The following is a 13,227-nucleotide window of genomic DNA, read 5'->3' on the forward strand; positions in this document are numbered from 1 at the left end:
CATGCGTGTCGACATCCTCGGTCCCGTCCGGGTCCTCGACGGGGAAGGGCGTCCCGTCGCGCTCGGCGGGCCACGGGTGCGAGCGCTGCTGGTCCTGCTGGCGGCCGAGGCCGGCAGGATCGTCACCCAGGAGCAGCTGATCGACGGCCTCTACGGGGCCGAGCCGCCCGAGGCGGCGGCCAACGCCCTGCAGTCGCAGGTCTCCAGGTTGCGCCGAGCCCTCGGCAGGCACCTGGTGGAGTTCCATCCGGCGGGCTACCGCCTGGCGATCGACCCGCAGGACGTCGACGCGCACCGCTTCGAGCGGCTGGCCGCCGAAGGGCGCGAGGCGCTGCGCGCGGGCGATCCCGCGCGGGCGTCTGGCGCGCTCAGGCAGGCGCTGGCGCTGTGGCGCGGCGAGGCGCTGGCCGACGCGCCGCTCGCGCGGGCGGGTGCCACCCACCTCGCCGAGCTCAGGCTCGCCGCCACCGAGGACAGGACACAGGCCGAGCTGGAACTCGGCGCGCACCGCGAGCTGGTCGGCGAGCTGCGCGCGCTGGTCGCGGCCCACCCGCTGCGCGAGCGGCTGAGAGTGCAGCTGATGCGCGCCCTCTACGGCAGCGGCCGCCAGGCCGAGGCGCTGGACACCTACGAGGAGGGCCGCAGGCTCCTCGACGAGGAGCTCGGCGTCGAACCCGGAGCCGAGCTGGCCGCCGCCCACCTCGCCGTGCTGCGCGCCGACCCTTCACTCGGCCCCGCGCCCCGCTCCGGCGCAGAGCCGTCCAGGCAGGGCCTGCGCGCCCCGCTCACCAGCTTCGTCGGCAGGGCGGAAGATCTCGGACGGGTGCGCAGGCTGCTGGAGGAGGCCAGGCTGGTCACCCTGATCGGGCCTGGAGGGGCGGGCAAGTCGAGGCTGGCCGCCGAGGCGGCCGCGCCGGCGCCGCTCGACGTCTGCTTCGTCGAGCTCGCCCCGCTCACCGACGGGGCCGACGTCGCCCAGGCGGTGGTCGACGCCCTCGACCTGCGCGACACGATGCTGCCCAGCCCCGACCGCCCGGCCACCAACCCCGCCGCGAGGCTGGTCACCGCGCTGGCCGACCGCACGCTCCTGCTCATCCTCGACAACTGCGAGCACCTCATCGGCGCGGTCGCCGCCCTGGCCGACCGGCTGCTGGCGGCCTGCCCGCACCTGCGGCTGATGGCCACCAGCCGCGAGGCGCTCGGCATCACCGGCGAGGCGATCTACCCGGTGCAACCGCTGCGGCTGCCGCCTCCCGGCGCGAGCGACGCGCCGGGCTACCCGGCGGTCAGGCTCTTCACCGACCGCGCGGCGGCCGTGCTGCCGGGCTTCACGGTCGAGGAGGGCGTCCTCGACCACGTCATCCACATCTGCAGGGCGCTCGACGGGCTGCCGCTGGCGATCGAGCTGGCCGCCGCCAGACTGCGGGCCATGCCGGTGAAGGAGGTGGCCGCCCGGCTCGACGACAGGTTCAGGTTGCTGGCGCGCGGCAGCCGTACGGCCCTGCCCCGCCACCAGACGCTGCGCGCGGTGGTCGCGTGGAGCTGGGACCTGCTCGACGAGGACGAGCAGGCGATGGCCAGGCGGCTGACGGTGTTCGCGGGAGGAGCGACCCTCGAGGCGGCCGAGCGGGTCTGCGGCCTGCCCGAGGAGCTGCTCACCTCGCTGGTGGAGAAGTCGCTGGTCGAGGTGGTGGGCGGGCGCTACCGCATGCTGGAGACGATCAGGGCCTTCTGCGCCGAACGGCTCTCGGAGGCGGGCGAGGTCGAGACGTACCGGCGGGCGCACGCCGCCCACTACGGCGACCTGGCCGACGCCGCCGATCCGCACCTGCGCCAGGCCGAGCAGCTGGAGTGGCTGGCGATGCTCGACAAGGAGCGCGACAACCTCAACGCGGCGCTGCGCTGGGCGGTGGACGAGGGCGCGGCGGCCGAAGGGCTGCGGCTGGTCGGCGCGCTGTCCTGCTACTGGTGGATCAGGGGCAGGCGGGCGGAGAGCGCGGCCATGGCCGCCGAGCTGCTGGCCGTGGTCGGCCCCGAACCCGAGGAGGGGCTCGAGGAGGAGTACGCCATGTGCGTGCTCGCGTCGGCGTGGGCCGAGCAGCGGCAGCCCGCCGATCTCGGGCCGCTGATGTACGACGGGTCCAGGGCCTTTCGCAGGGAATTCCTCAACGTGATGCTCCCGATGTTCCAGGGTCCCCCCGACGACTACGACATGATCGCGACCATGCAGGCCGCCGGGATCGACCAGCTGAGCCCGTGGCTGCGGGGTCTCAGCCATGCGGGGCTCGCCTTCATGCAGCAGAACCTCGGCAGGCACCTGCAGGCATGGGCCCACTTCGAGCAGTCGCTCGACCACTTCCGCCGGCTCGGCGAGCGGTGGGGCAGCACGATCGCCCTGTCGGGCATGGCCGACCTCGCCTACCAGCAGGGCGACTACCCCGCCTCGGCCGAGCTGCTCGGCCGGACACTGTCGCTGGCCGAGCAGCTGGGCGCGGTCGAGGACATCGCCGACTACAGCTGCCGCATGGCCGACAGCGTCGTGCGGATGGGCGACCTGGCCGAGGCCGAGCGGCAGTACCTGCGCGTGGTCGAGCTGGCGGGGCGCTCGGGCGCGCGCGAGACCCTGGCCAGGGCCCATCTGGGCCTCGGCGAGGTGGCCAGGCGGCGCGGCGACGCGGCCGCGGCCACGGCGCTCATGAGGCAGGCCCTGACCGAGTGCCCCTCCGACTGGTACAGCGCGGAGGACACCCGGCTGCAGATCATGCTGGGCCTGGCCGCCGCCGAGCTGCTGGCAGGTGACCGCGAAGCGGCCCGCGACTGGTACACCCGCGTCCTGGCGAGCACCGAGGGCGTCAACCTGCCCCTGCACGCACGCGCGCAGGAGGGGCTGTCAGCGCTTGGTGAGTGAACGGTCAGCGCCACTCGCCACGCTGCCTCCATGAACACGAAATGGGGCAGCCTCGCCATCGCCTGCCTTGCCCAGCTCCTGCTGGCCATCGACCTGACGGTCCTCCACCTCGCCCTGCCCAAGCTGACCGCCGACCTGAGCCCGACCGCCACGCAGCAGCTGTGGATCGGCGACATGTACGGCTTCGCGCTGGCCGGGCTGCTGATCACCATGGGCAACCTGGGCGACAGGATCGGCCGCAAGAAGCTCCTGCTGATCGGCGCCTTCGGCTTCGGCGTCGCCTCGGTCGTCACCGCCTACGCGCCCAGCGCCGAACTGCTCGTCGCGGCGAGGGCGCTGCTCGGTGTCGCGGGCGCCACGATCATGCCCTCCACGCTGTCCATCATCCGCAACGTCTTCACCGACCCCGCTGAGCGCACCATGGCGGTGGGCATCTGGAGCGGCATGGGCGCGGCGGGCTTCGCGCTCGGCCCCATCGTGGGCGGCCTGCTGCTGAACTCGTTCTGGTGGGGATCGGTCTTCCTGATCAACCTGCCGGTGATGGCGCTGGTGCTGATCGGCGGGGCCCTGGTGCTGCCCGAGTCGCGCAACCCCCACGCCGCGAGGATCGACCCCGCGAGCGTGGTGCTGTCGGTCGTCGGCGTGGTGTCGGCGGTCTACACGATCAAGAGCTGGGTCATCGACGGCTTCGCGGTCAGCGTGGCGATCGCCGCCCTGCTGGCGGTGCTCGCCCTGGTGTCCTTCGGGTGGCGGCAGACACGGCTGTCCGTCCCGCTGGTGGACCTGCGGCTCTTCCGCTACCGCGCGTTCTCGGGCGCGGTCGGCGCCAACCTGTTCGCCATCTTCGGGATGATCGCGCTCAGCCTGATCTTCGCGCAGTACATGCAGCTCGTGCTGGGCTGGACGCCGCTGCAGGCGGGCCTCGCCTCGCTGCCCGGCGGGCTGGCGGGAGCGGTCGGCGGCGCGCTGGCGGCCAAGCTGGTCATGCGGTGGGGGCGCAACACCGTCGTGGCGCTCGGCCTGCTGATGTCGGCCTGCTCCTTCGCCGTCTACACCCAGGCCGACACCACCACGACCTTCTCCTACCTGCTGATCGGCATGGTCATCGGCGGGCTGGGAGTCGGCTTCACCTTCGCCGTCACCAACGACACCATCCTGGCCGCCGTGCCGAGGGAGCGGGCGGGCGCCGCGGCCGCGCTCTCGGAGACCGCCTTCGAACTGGGCGGCTCCCTCGGCATCGCCGTTCTCGGCAGCATCCTGGCCGGCGCCTACCGCGACAATCTCGTGCTGCCCCCGGGGCTGCCGCCGCAGGTCGCCGACAGCCTCGGCGCCGCGCTCAGCGTGGCCGACCAGGTGCCGCCCCCGGTGATCGAGGCGGCCAGGCTCGCCTTCGTCGAGGCGCTCCAGGTGACCGCCCTCACCACCACCGGGCTGCTCGCGGTGCTGGCCGTGGTCGCCTTCCTCACCCTGCGCGGCGTGCCCAAGGTGATCCCGGACGACGTCCTCTCACACGCGTGACCGTCAGCGGCGGCCCACGGCCTGCTGGGGGGAGGCGGGCTCGGGGAGGGGGCGCAGGCTCCTCAGGCGGGTGACGATGAGCACGGCGGCAAGGCCGGTCATCAGGGGCGGAACCACGAAGGCGACCGAGGGGCCGAAGCGGTCGACGAGCTGTCCCGCGATCGAGGCGCCGGTGGCCAGCCCGAGTCCGATCCCGCCGGTCAGCCAGGTGAAGGCCTCGGTCCGCACCTCGGCGGGGGTCAGCCTCTCGATGATCGTGTACCCGGTGATGATGACGGGGGCGATCACCAGGCCGGCCAGGCCCGCCGCGCCGTACAGGAGCGGGACCGACCCGGCGAACATCAGCGCGCTGGTCGCCGCGGCGAGCAGCGCGAGTCCCCAGGCCAGACGGGCGGGGGCCGAGACGCGCCAGCGGATCGCGCCGTAGAGCAGCCCGCCCAGCACGCTGGCCCCTGAGAAGGTGGCGTAGATCGGCCCCGCGACGGCGGGGACGCCGAGCTGGGCGGTGTAGGAGGTGATGCCGACCTGCATGCTGCCGAAGACCGAGCCCATCGCGAGGAAGCCGAGCGCGAGCAGCGCGACGCCGCGCAGCCGCAGCACCCCCTTGCTCGACCGCACCTTCACCGGCATCGGCTCGGGGGCGCCGACGCGGGTCAGCGCGAAGACGACGGTGCCCGTGACGATGAGCGTGAGCGCGACGACCAGCGCCACGACGGGAGAGAAGAGCGTCGAGAGCGTCACCAGCAGCACGGGCGCCAGCGTGAACGTGAGCTCGTCGGTGATCGACTCGACGGCGAAGGCGGTGCCGAGCTTGCCCGAGCCGCCGAGCGTGTGCGACCAGCGGGCCCTGACCATCGCGCCCACCTGCGGCAGCGAGGCCCCTGCCAGCGCGGCGGTGAGCACGAGCAGCGCGAGGGAAGCGTGCGAGGCGGCCAGCGCGAGCAGCGCTCCAAGGGCGAGCGCGTGCACCGCGACCTGCGGGAGGAGCACGCGTGGCTGGCCGTACCTGTCGGCCAGGCGTCCGGTCTGCGGGCCGATGACGGCCTGCGAGATGGCGGCGGCCGCCGAGGCCACCCCTGCCGCGCCGTACGAGCCGGTGGACCACTGCACCAGCAGCAGGATGCCCATCTGCAGCATCGCGTACGGCAGGCGGGCCACGAGCGCGGGCGTCAGGAAGCGCCACGCGCCAGGTGTGGCGAGAACGTCGAGATAGGACTTCACAGCTGAGGACCCCCGGGAGCGCCATCGAGATGGGCTTCTTCGACCGGGGTAGATACCGCGCTGCGGCCGCCGTGCGGTCTGCCAATAGAACCAGTTGTCCATTTTAGTCGATGGATGCCGGGGAGAAGGACGCTCAGGACCTCCGGGGCCCTCGCAGCCGTTCACGCTCCTTGACGCAGGGCCGCGTCCGTGTCGGGTCGAGCGCGCCCACCCGCGTCCCGATCAGCCTGGACAGGCCCTCGATGGCCGTAATGCCGGTGCCGTGGCCGGGCTGCTGGTCGGTCTGCACGGCAAGCAGCAGGTCCCTGCCGGGCCCGTGCACCCACCCGTAGCTGGTCACCGCCCAGGTGTTCCTGACGAAGGGCCTGGGCGTCCAGCCGTTCTTCAGCGCGACCTTGTCCCCGGGCCTGGCCGCCGCGCTGATCCCCCACGCCTGCTCGGGCCGCACCCGCTCCATCAGCGACAGCACCTGGGCCCTGTCGCCGTCGCGCAGCCCCCTTCCGCCGCGCACCAGCAGCTCCATGAGCCTGATCCGGTCGGCGGGGCTGGTACGGGTGCCGCCCCAGTACTTGCTGGGCCCCGGGGTCGTCTCGCGCAGGCCGAGGCGGCCGTAGAGGCGGCTCATGCCCTCGCCGCCGCCCACCTTCCACCACAGCGAGTCGGCCGCGGAGTTGTCGCTCTCCGTGATCATGCGCGTGGCGAGGTCCTTCTCTCCCTCGGACAGCCGGTGACGGCGGTCGAGAAGGGCGGTGAGGATGTCGACCTTGGCGCCGCTGGCGGTGATCATGTCGTGCTCGTGCTCGCCCTGCCCCACGGTGGCACCGGTGCGCAGGTCGCGAGCCATGTAGACGACCCTGCCTGGCTGCCTGGCGAGGTAGCGCCTGGCCTCGGCCCTGAGCGCGGTCCTGGCCCTGGCGGCGGCCGGCTTGTCCTGGTAGGTCTCCGTGCAGGGGCCCGGCAGGACCAGCTTCACCTTCGCCAGCTTGGGAGCGGGCTCCTGCGCCGCACCGCAGGACGCGACCATGACCGCGAGCACCGCCCACATCGCCGACCGCATATTCCACCCCCGTGCTCAATACGGGGGAATGTCCGGTATTTTCCCGAAAGATCACACCACTACACGTGCTCTCCCAGGAACTCGGCGGTCGCCTCCACCGCCTGCGTGACGTACGGCTCGGCGTCGTAGAGGTCGATGTGTCTCCTGGCGTCCAGCCAGACGAGCTTCTTCGGCCGGCCCATCCGCTTGTAGGCCTCCTCGGCGCCCTCGGGCGAGCAGAACCTGTCGATCACCCCGTGCACGATCAGGCCGGGCGTGGGCGACAGGAAGTCGGCGCCCATCATGTTGTCCATCGTGACCAGCTCGCGGATGCTCGCCCTCGTCACCTCGTTCCTCCAGGTCGGCGAGGCGGTCGAGCCGTAGTAGGCGTAGGGCTCGTCGCCCGGCATGGCGGCCTCGCCCTCCTCCGAGACGGCGGGCAGGTACTCCACCGCCCCTCCCTGGTCCTGCCGCTCCAGCACCTGGGTGAGGTCGGCGAGGATGGTCTCGTAGTGCCTGCCGTACGGGTGGTTGTAGGCGCCCGCGATGCCCGCGAACGCCTTCACCCTCGGATCGAAGGCGGCGAACCTGAGCGCGTAGCCGCCGCCCAGGCAGATGCCGACCGCGCCGATGCGCTCGGGGTCGGCCTCGGGCCTGCCGCGTAGCAGGGACACTGCGGCCCTGAGGTCGTTCAGCTTGCCCTGCGGATCCTCGTGCCCGCGGGGCAGGCCGCCCGACTCTCCCCAGTTGCGGTGGTCGAAGGCCAGTGTGACGTAGCCCTTGGCGGTCAGCCGCTCGGCGTACAGCCCCGTGACCTGGTCGCGGACGCCGGTGAAGGGCCCGGTGAAGACCAGCGCGGGATGCGGCCCCTCACCGTCGGGGATCCGGAGGTCGCCGACGAGCGTGATCCCGTCGACCTCGAACTCGACTCTCATGTGATCCAGTGTGTCGCCTCCGGCCGTCGCGGTGGAGAGCCGGAGGCGACGGATCAGGAGTCGAAACCCAGGCCCATCCTGTCGAGCGTGCGCAGCCAGAGGTTACGCCTGCCCTGGTGCTGGTCGGCCTGGGCGATCGACCAACGGGTGAACTGGATCACCCCCGACCGCACGGGCTCGGGCGGGAACGGGATCGGCTTCTCTCGCACCATGGCCAGCTCGGTCCGTTCGGTGCGCTCGCCCGAGAGCAGGTCGAGCATCACGTTGGCGCCGAACCTCGTCGCGCCGACCCCCATGCCGGTGTAGCCGACCGCGTAGGCGAGGCGGCCGCCGTGCGCCTGTCCGTAGAAGGCGCTGAAGCGGCTGCAGGTGTCGATGACCCCGCCCCACCTGTGCGTGAAGCTCAGCTCCGACAGCTGGGGGAAGGTGTCGTAGAAGTGTCCCGCCAGCTTGACGAAGGTCTCGTCGCGCTGCTCGTACTCCTGCTTGACCTGACCACCGTTGTAGTAGACGGCGTCGTAGCCGCCCCACAGGATGCGGTTGTCGTCGGTGAGCCTGTAGTAGTGGAACTGGTTGCCCGAGTCGCCCACGCCCTGCCTGTTGCGCCACCCGACGGAGGCCAGCTGCGCCTCCGACATCGGCTCGGTCATCAGCGCGTAGTCGTAGACGGGCACCAGGAAGTGCTTGAGCCGCTTCAGCAGCGGCGGGAAGACGCCGGTGCCGAGGGCCACCCTGGCCGCCCTGGCCACGCCGTACGGCGTGCGCAGGTCGATCGTGACGCCGTTGTCGTCCAGCGACCTGACGGGGCTGCGCTCGTAGATGCGCACCCCCACCTTGAGGCAGGCCTCGCGCAGTCCCCACGCCAGGCGGGCGGGGTCGACCATCGCGCAGCCGCTGCGCTCCCACAGTCCTCCGAGGTAGGTGGGCGAGTTGACCTCGGCCCGCACCTGCTCCTGGTCCATGGGGACGTAGTCGAGCCCGAGATCCCGGATCAGATCGAGGTGCGCGGACAGGTCGTCGAGCTGCCACGGCTCGGTGGCGACGTGCAGTTCGCCCGTCCGCTCGAAGGAGCAGTCGACGTCGTAGCGCCGCAGCGTCTGCTCGATCTCGTCGAGGTTCTCGACGCCCATGCGCTCGAGCCTGCCGATGTCCTGCGGCCATCTGTCGAGGCCGTTGGGCAGTCCGTGCGTCAGTGTCGCCATGCAGAACCCGCCGTTGCGGCCGGTGGCCGCCCAGCCGATCCTGCGTCCCTCCAGCAGGACGACGTCCTGCCCAGGGTCTCTCTCCTTGGCCATCAGGGCCGTCCACAGCCCCGAGAAGCCGCCGCCCACCACGACGAGATCGGCTCGCGTGTTCCCGATGAGCCGCTTGAGCGGCTCGGGCCTGGCCGGGGTGTCCAGCCAGTACGGCTTGCGCTCCGCGTCAGCAAGAGCCTTCAGCGGATCCACAAATCTCACATCCCTACGTGAGTGCATATCTGAATGAATTGATTGCCCGATCAGTCAGTTGACCGCGCGCGGGTTCCCCCCGCCTGAATCCGATCTCGCCTCCCTGTTCCTTGCCAAGGTTCCCACGCGATCCACGGGCTCCCGATTCCGCTGAGAGCCCAAGACCTCGCATTATGCCGAAATCCCCCACCGAAGCGGGGGATCACGGTCGCTTCTAGGAGCGCCGTCGCGCGGTGACCGAGTTGACCACCGCGATGACGACACCCACCGCGAAGATGAGTGTTCCCAGGATATTCACCTGGGGTGGGACACCGATGCGGGTGGCCCCCCAGATCCACAGCGGGAACGTCTGCATCGCGCCGCTGGTGAACTGGGTGATGACGAAGTCGTCGATGGACAGGGCGAAGGCCAGCAGCGCCCCCGCCACGACTCCTGGCAGGATCATCGGGAAGGTGATCCGCCAGAACGTCGTCCACGACGAGGCGCCCAGGTCGCGGGCGGCCTCCTCGAGCGAGGGGTCGAGCCCGACCACGCGGGCCCGCACCGTGATCGCCACGAACGACAGGCAGAACAGCACGTGGGCGATGAGCGCGGTCGTGAAGCCCATGTCCACGCCCGTGCTGACGAACAGCGACAGCAGCGAGGCGCCCATGACCAGCTCGGGCGAGGAGATCGCGGCGAACATGACCAGGTTCGTCGCGCCCTGCCCCTTGAACTTGTAGCGGCCGAGCGCGAGGCCCATCAGCGTGCCGAGCACGGTCGTGATCACCACGCAGATCACGGCGAGCTGGACCGAGTTGACGACCGCGGCGGTCAGGTCGGGGTACTCGTCGAGCCGTCCCCACCACTTGAGCGTGAAGCCCTGCCAGGAGACGTTCGACTTGCTCCGGGTATCGTTGAAGCCGAACGCGATCATGACGGCGATGGGCAGGAACAGCCAGGCGATGATCAGCCAGACGTAACCGAACAGCAGCCGGTCGGCGAGTTTGCGTCTCCTCATCGGGCCGCCGCCTCCAGCACGTTCTCGGTGCCCAGCGCCTTGGCGTAGGCGAAGATGCCCACGAGCATCGCGGCCATCAGCGTGAACGACAGCGCGGCGGCGGACGGGTAGTCGTTGTTGATCAGGTACTTCGTCTGGATGATGTTGCCGATCATCGTGTTCTGCGGCCCTCCGAGGATGCCCGCGTTCACGTAGTCGGCCGTCATCGGGACGAACGTCATGAGCACCCCGGCGAACACGCCGGGCAGCGACAGGGGCAGCACGATCTTGCGGAAGGCCGCGCTCCTGGTCGCGTAGAGGTCCTGCGCCGCCTCGACGCTGCGCGGGTCCACCCGCTCCAGTGCCACGTAGATCGGCAGGATCATGAACGGCAGGTAGTTGTAGACCAGCCCGCCGACCACGGCGACCGTCGTCTGCAGCACGTGGAAGTCCTCGGGCAGCACGCCGAGCGACTTGAGCGGTGCCAGCACGATGCCCTCGTCGGCCAGCAGGAACTTCCACGACACCGTGCGCAGCACGAAGGAGACGAAGAAGGGCAGCAGGACGAGCAGCAGGTAGGTGGACTTCCTCGCGCCGCCCTTGAAGGCGATCCAGTAGGCGATCGGATAGGCGAGCGCGATCGCGATGAGCGTGCCCGCCAGGCCGTAGCCGACCGAGCGCAGGAACTGGGTCTGGAACAGCGCCAGGGTGTTGGTGTAGTTGGCGAAGTTGAAGGTCTGGGCGAACCCGTCGACCACGTTGCCCTCCTGGGTGGACACCGAGGCCATGAAGACCATCGGCACCACCAGGAAGATCGCCAGCCACAGCCCACCCGGCAGGATCAGCAGGTAGGGGGTGAGCCGCTTCATGTCACTAGCCCTGTGTGACGGGCTGGAAGATGCTCTCGAAGAGCTGGTCGGTCTTGCTGTCCAGCATCAGGTACCCCCGCATCTTGGCCAGGTCGGCGTCGGAGGGGTAGATCAGCGGGCTGCTCGCCAGCTGCTCCAGGAACTCCTTGTCCTCCCCCTCGGCCTTGGCCGCGTCGGCGAGCACGAGGTCCTTGGTGGCGGGCACGGGAGTGATGTAGTTGATGTACTCCACGAGCATCGTGGCGATCTTCGGCTGGTAGACGTAGTCCATCAGCGCCAGCGCGTCGACCGGGTTCTGCGCGGTCTTCGGGATGCACATGTTGTCCGACCAGATCGTCGCGCCCTCCTGCGGCACCACGAACTTGAGGTTCTTGCCCTCGGTGATCTGCTGGAACACGTCACCCGACCAGGCCATGGTGATCCAGATGTCGCCGCGCACGAGCGCGTCGATGTAGTCGTTCTCGTAGTACTTGCGCACCAGCCCCGCGTCACGCTGCTCCTGCAGCTTGGCGGCGGCCTTGCGCCAGTCGGCCTCCTTCGACTTCTCCGGGTCGATGCCCAGGGCGAACATCCCGAAGTTGGCGATCTCCTGGGCGTCGACCATCATGCCGACCTTGCCCTTGTACTTCGGGTTCCAGAGGTCGTTCATGCTGGTGACCTCGTCGACGAACTCCGGGTTGTAGGCGATGCCGGTGACGCCCAGCGTCCAGGGGATGGTGAAGGTGTTGTTCGGGTCCCAAGCCGGGTTCTTCACCTTCTGCGCCGCGTTGGCGGCGAAGTTGGGCAGCTTGGAGTGGTCGAGCGGGGCCAGATAGCCCAGGCTCAGTGCTCGCTGGAGCTGGTTGCCGTTGGTCATGACCATCAGGTCGAAACCGATGTCGGTGCCGGCGGCCAGCTGCGGCTGGATCTTGCCGAACCAGGAGCCGTTGTCCTGGATGGCCTCGGTGTAGCTGACCTTGATGCCCTTGTCCTGCTCGAACATCTTCAGCGAAGGGTAGTCCTTGCCGTCCTTGTCGATGTAGAGCGGCCAGTTCGCGAAGCGGAGCGTGCCGTTCTGCTTCTTGCCGGCCCAGAAGTCGGCGACGGCGTCCTTCTTCGGAGCTTCGGCCTTCTTCCCCTCCACGCCACAGGCGGCGAGGGCGAGTGCGGCGGCCGACATTCCGGCGAGCTTGAGTGCGTCGCGGCGACTGGTGGTCATGCCGCGCAGGAAAGCGGGGTTCGTGCGGATGTCCATGAGGTGGTTATCAACTTCCAATCGCGTATGAATGCTGCGGCTGCCAGGACAGCCAGACGGCGTCGCCACGCTCGGCCGTGATCGTCGCGTCGTTCGCGTTCTGCTGGAACACCGTCACCTCGGTGCCGTCGGACAGCCGTACGGCATAGCTGTTGTAGGTGCCCAGGTAGACGACCTCGGCGACGGTGCCTGGCACCGCGCTGACGTTCTGCGTGGGTTCGTCGACGTCGATCGTGATCTTCTCGGGGCGCACGGTCACGTTGACCTCGCCGTCCTGCCCCCCAGGGACCAGCACGCGCCCTCCGGCCACCTTCAGTACCCCGCCGGCGAGCGTGCCCGCCAGTAGGTTGGAGGTGCCGATGAACCCCGCGACGAACGCGCTCGCGGGCTGCTCGTAGATCTCACGAGGCCCTGCGAGCTGCTCGACCAGGCCGTCGTTCATGACGGCGATGCGGTCGCTCATGGTGAGCGCCTCGCTCTGGTCGTGCGTCACGTACACGAAGGTGATGCCCACCTCGCGCTGGATGCGCTTGAGCTCGATCTGCATGGCCTGACGGAGCTTCAGGTCGAGCGCGCCCAGCGGCTCGTCGAGCAGCAGCGCCCTCGGGTTGTTGACCAGTGCCCTGGCCAGCGCCACACGCTGCTGCTGACCGCCGGACATCTCGCGCGGTCTGCGCTTCTCACGACCGGTCAGGTCGACGATGTCCAGCATCTCCCCGACGCGGCGCTTGATCTCCGCGTCAGGGGTCTTCTTCTGCTTCAGCCCGAAGGCGACGTTGTCCCACACGTTCATGTGCGGGAACAGCGCGTAGGACTGGAACACCATGTTCACGTCGCGCTTGTTGGGCGGGACGTTGGTGACGTCCTGGCCATGGAGCCGCACCTTGCCCCTCGTCGGGTCCTCGAACCCGGCGATCATGCGCATGGTGGTGGTCTTGCCGCAGCCGGAGGGGCCGAGGAGGGAGAAGAACTCCCCCTCGGCTATGGAGAGCGAGACGCCCTTGACCGCCTGGACGACCTCGCCATGCGAGACGTATTCCTTGATCACTTCATCAAGGTCGATAGCGCTGGTCATACCA

10 protein-coding genes are annotated in these 13,227 nt (G+C 69.9%); 2 read left to right on the forward strand and 8 right to left on the reverse strand.

What is annotated here, in order from left to right; all coding sequences use genetic code 11:
• The first annotated feature begins 1 nt into the window (after nucleotide 1).
• Both ABFX50_RS31310 and ABFX50_RS31315 read left to right on the forward strand, forming a co-directional pair.
• Entirely contained in the window at nucleotides 2-2,908 is a 2,907-nt protein-coding gene (locus ABFX50_RS31310; protein ID WP_346151379.1) for an AfsR/SARP family transcriptional regulator, read from the forward strand.
• Between the two features lie 30 nt (nucleotides 2,909-2,938).
• The gene (locus ABFX50_RS31315) at nucleotides 2,939-4,426 is read left to right on the forward strand and encodes an MFS transporter (RefSeq protein WP_346151381.1); all 1,488 of its coding nucleotides are present in this window, start codon (nucleotides 2,939-2,941) and stop codon (nucleotides 4,424-4,426) included.
• Nucleotides 4,427-4,429: 3 nt separating this feature from the next.
• On the opposite strand, the gene ABFX50_RS31320 is transcribed toward ABFX50_RS31315, so the two are convergent.
• From ABFX50_RS31320 to ABFX50_RS31355, 8 genes are all read right to left on the reverse strand, one after another.
• On the reverse strand, nucleotides 4,430-5,647 hold the full coding sequence (locus tag ABFX50_RS31320; RefSeq protein WP_346151383.1) for an MFS transporter: 1,218 nt from the start codon (nucleotides 5,645-5,647) through the stop codon (nucleotides 4,430-4,432).
• 133 nt (nucleotides 5,648-5,780) lie between these two features.
• Nucleotides 5,781-6,692 (reverse strand): serine hydrolase, encoded by a 912-nt coding sequence (locus ABFX50_RS31325; protein ID WP_346151384.1) that lies wholly within the window; start codon nucleotides 6,690-6,692, stop codon nucleotides 5,781-5,783.
• A gap of 71 nt (nucleotides 6,693-6,763) precedes the next feature.
• Nucleotides 6,764-7,618, reverse strand: coding sequence for an alpha/beta hydrolase (locus ABFX50_RS31330; protein ID WP_346151386.1), 855 nt, complete (start codon nucleotides 7,616-7,618; stop codon nucleotides 6,764-6,766).
• Between the two features lie 53 nt (nucleotides 7,619-7,671).
• Nucleotides 7,672-9,066 (reverse strand): NAD(P)/FAD-dependent oxidoreductase, encoded by a 1,395-nt coding sequence (locus ABFX50_RS31335; protein ID WP_346151554.1) that lies wholly within the window; start codon nucleotides 9,064-9,066, stop codon nucleotides 7,672-7,674.
• 214 nt (nucleotides 9,067-9,280) lie between these two features.
• Nucleotides 9,281-10,066, reverse strand: coding sequence for an ABC transporter permease (locus tag ABFX50_RS31340; RefSeq protein ID WP_346151388.1), 786 nt, complete (start codon nucleotides 10,064-10,066; stop codon nucleotides 9,281-9,283).
• Nucleotides 10,063-10,914, reverse strand: a complete 852-nt coding sequence (locus ABFX50_RS31345; RefSeq protein WP_346151390.1) for an ABC transporter permease — start codon at nucleotides 10,912-10,914, stop codon at nucleotides 10,063-10,065. Before ABFX50_RS31345 ends, ABFX50_RS31340 begins: the two co-directional genes overlap by 4 nt.
• A gap of 4 nt (nucleotides 10,915-10,918) precedes the next feature.
• Complete coding sequence (locus tag ABFX50_RS31350; protein WP_346151392.1) at nucleotides 10,919-12,148, reverse strand: polyamine ABC transporter substrate-binding protein; 1,230 nt, start codon at nucleotides 12,146-12,148, stop codon at nucleotides 10,919-10,921.
• A 10-nt stretch (nucleotides 12,149-12,158) separates the two neighbouring features.
• The gene (locus tag ABFX50_RS31355; protein WP_183648630.1) at nucleotides 12,159-13,223 is read right to left on the reverse strand and encodes an ABC transporter ATP-binding protein; all 1,065 of its coding nucleotides are present in this window, start codon (nucleotides 13,221-13,223) and stop codon (nucleotides 12,159-12,161) included.
• Nucleotides 13,224-13,227 lie beyond the last annotated feature (4 nt).

The sequence above is a fragment of the Nonomuraea recticatena genome, from assembly GCF_039533245.1.
Taxonomy (GTDB): domain Bacteria; phylum Actinomycetota; class Actinomycetes; order Streptosporangiales; family Streptosporangiaceae; genus Nonomuraea; species Nonomuraea roseola.

Excerpts from the sequence above, each read along its gene's own strand:
- ABFX50_RS31310 (WP_346151379.1), top strand. The coding sequence starts at position 2 with ATGCGTGTCGACATCCTCGGTCCCGTCCGGGTCCTCGACGGGGAAGGG.
- ABFX50_RS31315 (WP_346151381.1), top strand. The coding sequence starts at position 2,939 with ATGAACACGAAATGGGGCAGCCTCGCCATCGCCTGCCTTGCCCAGCTC.
- ABFX50_RS31325 (WP_346151384.1), bottom strand. The coding sequence starts at position 6,692 with ATGTGGGCGGTGCTCGCGGTCATGGTCGCGTCCTGCGGTGCGGCGCAG.
- ABFX50_RS31330 (WP_346151386.1), bottom strand. The coding sequence starts at position 7,618 with ATGAGAGTCGAGTTCGAGGTCGACGGGATCACGCTCGTCGGCGACCTC.
- ABFX50_RS31340 (WP_346151388.1), bottom strand. The coding sequence starts at position 10,066 with ATGAGGAGACGCAAACTCGCCGACCGGCTGCTGTTCGGTTACGTCTGG.
- ABFX50_RS31345 (WP_346151390.1), bottom strand. The coding sequence starts at position 10,914 with ATGAAGCGGCTCACCCCCTACCTGCTGATCCTGCCGGGTGGGCTGTGG.
- ABFX50_RS31350 (WP_346151392.1), bottom strand. The coding sequence starts at position 12,148 with ATGGACATCCGCACGAACCCCGCTTTCCTGCGCGGCATGACCACCAGT.
- ABFX50_RS31355 (WP_183648630.1), bottom strand. The coding sequence starts at position 13,223 with ATGACCAGCGCTATCGACCTTGATGAAGTGATCAAGGAATACGTCTCG.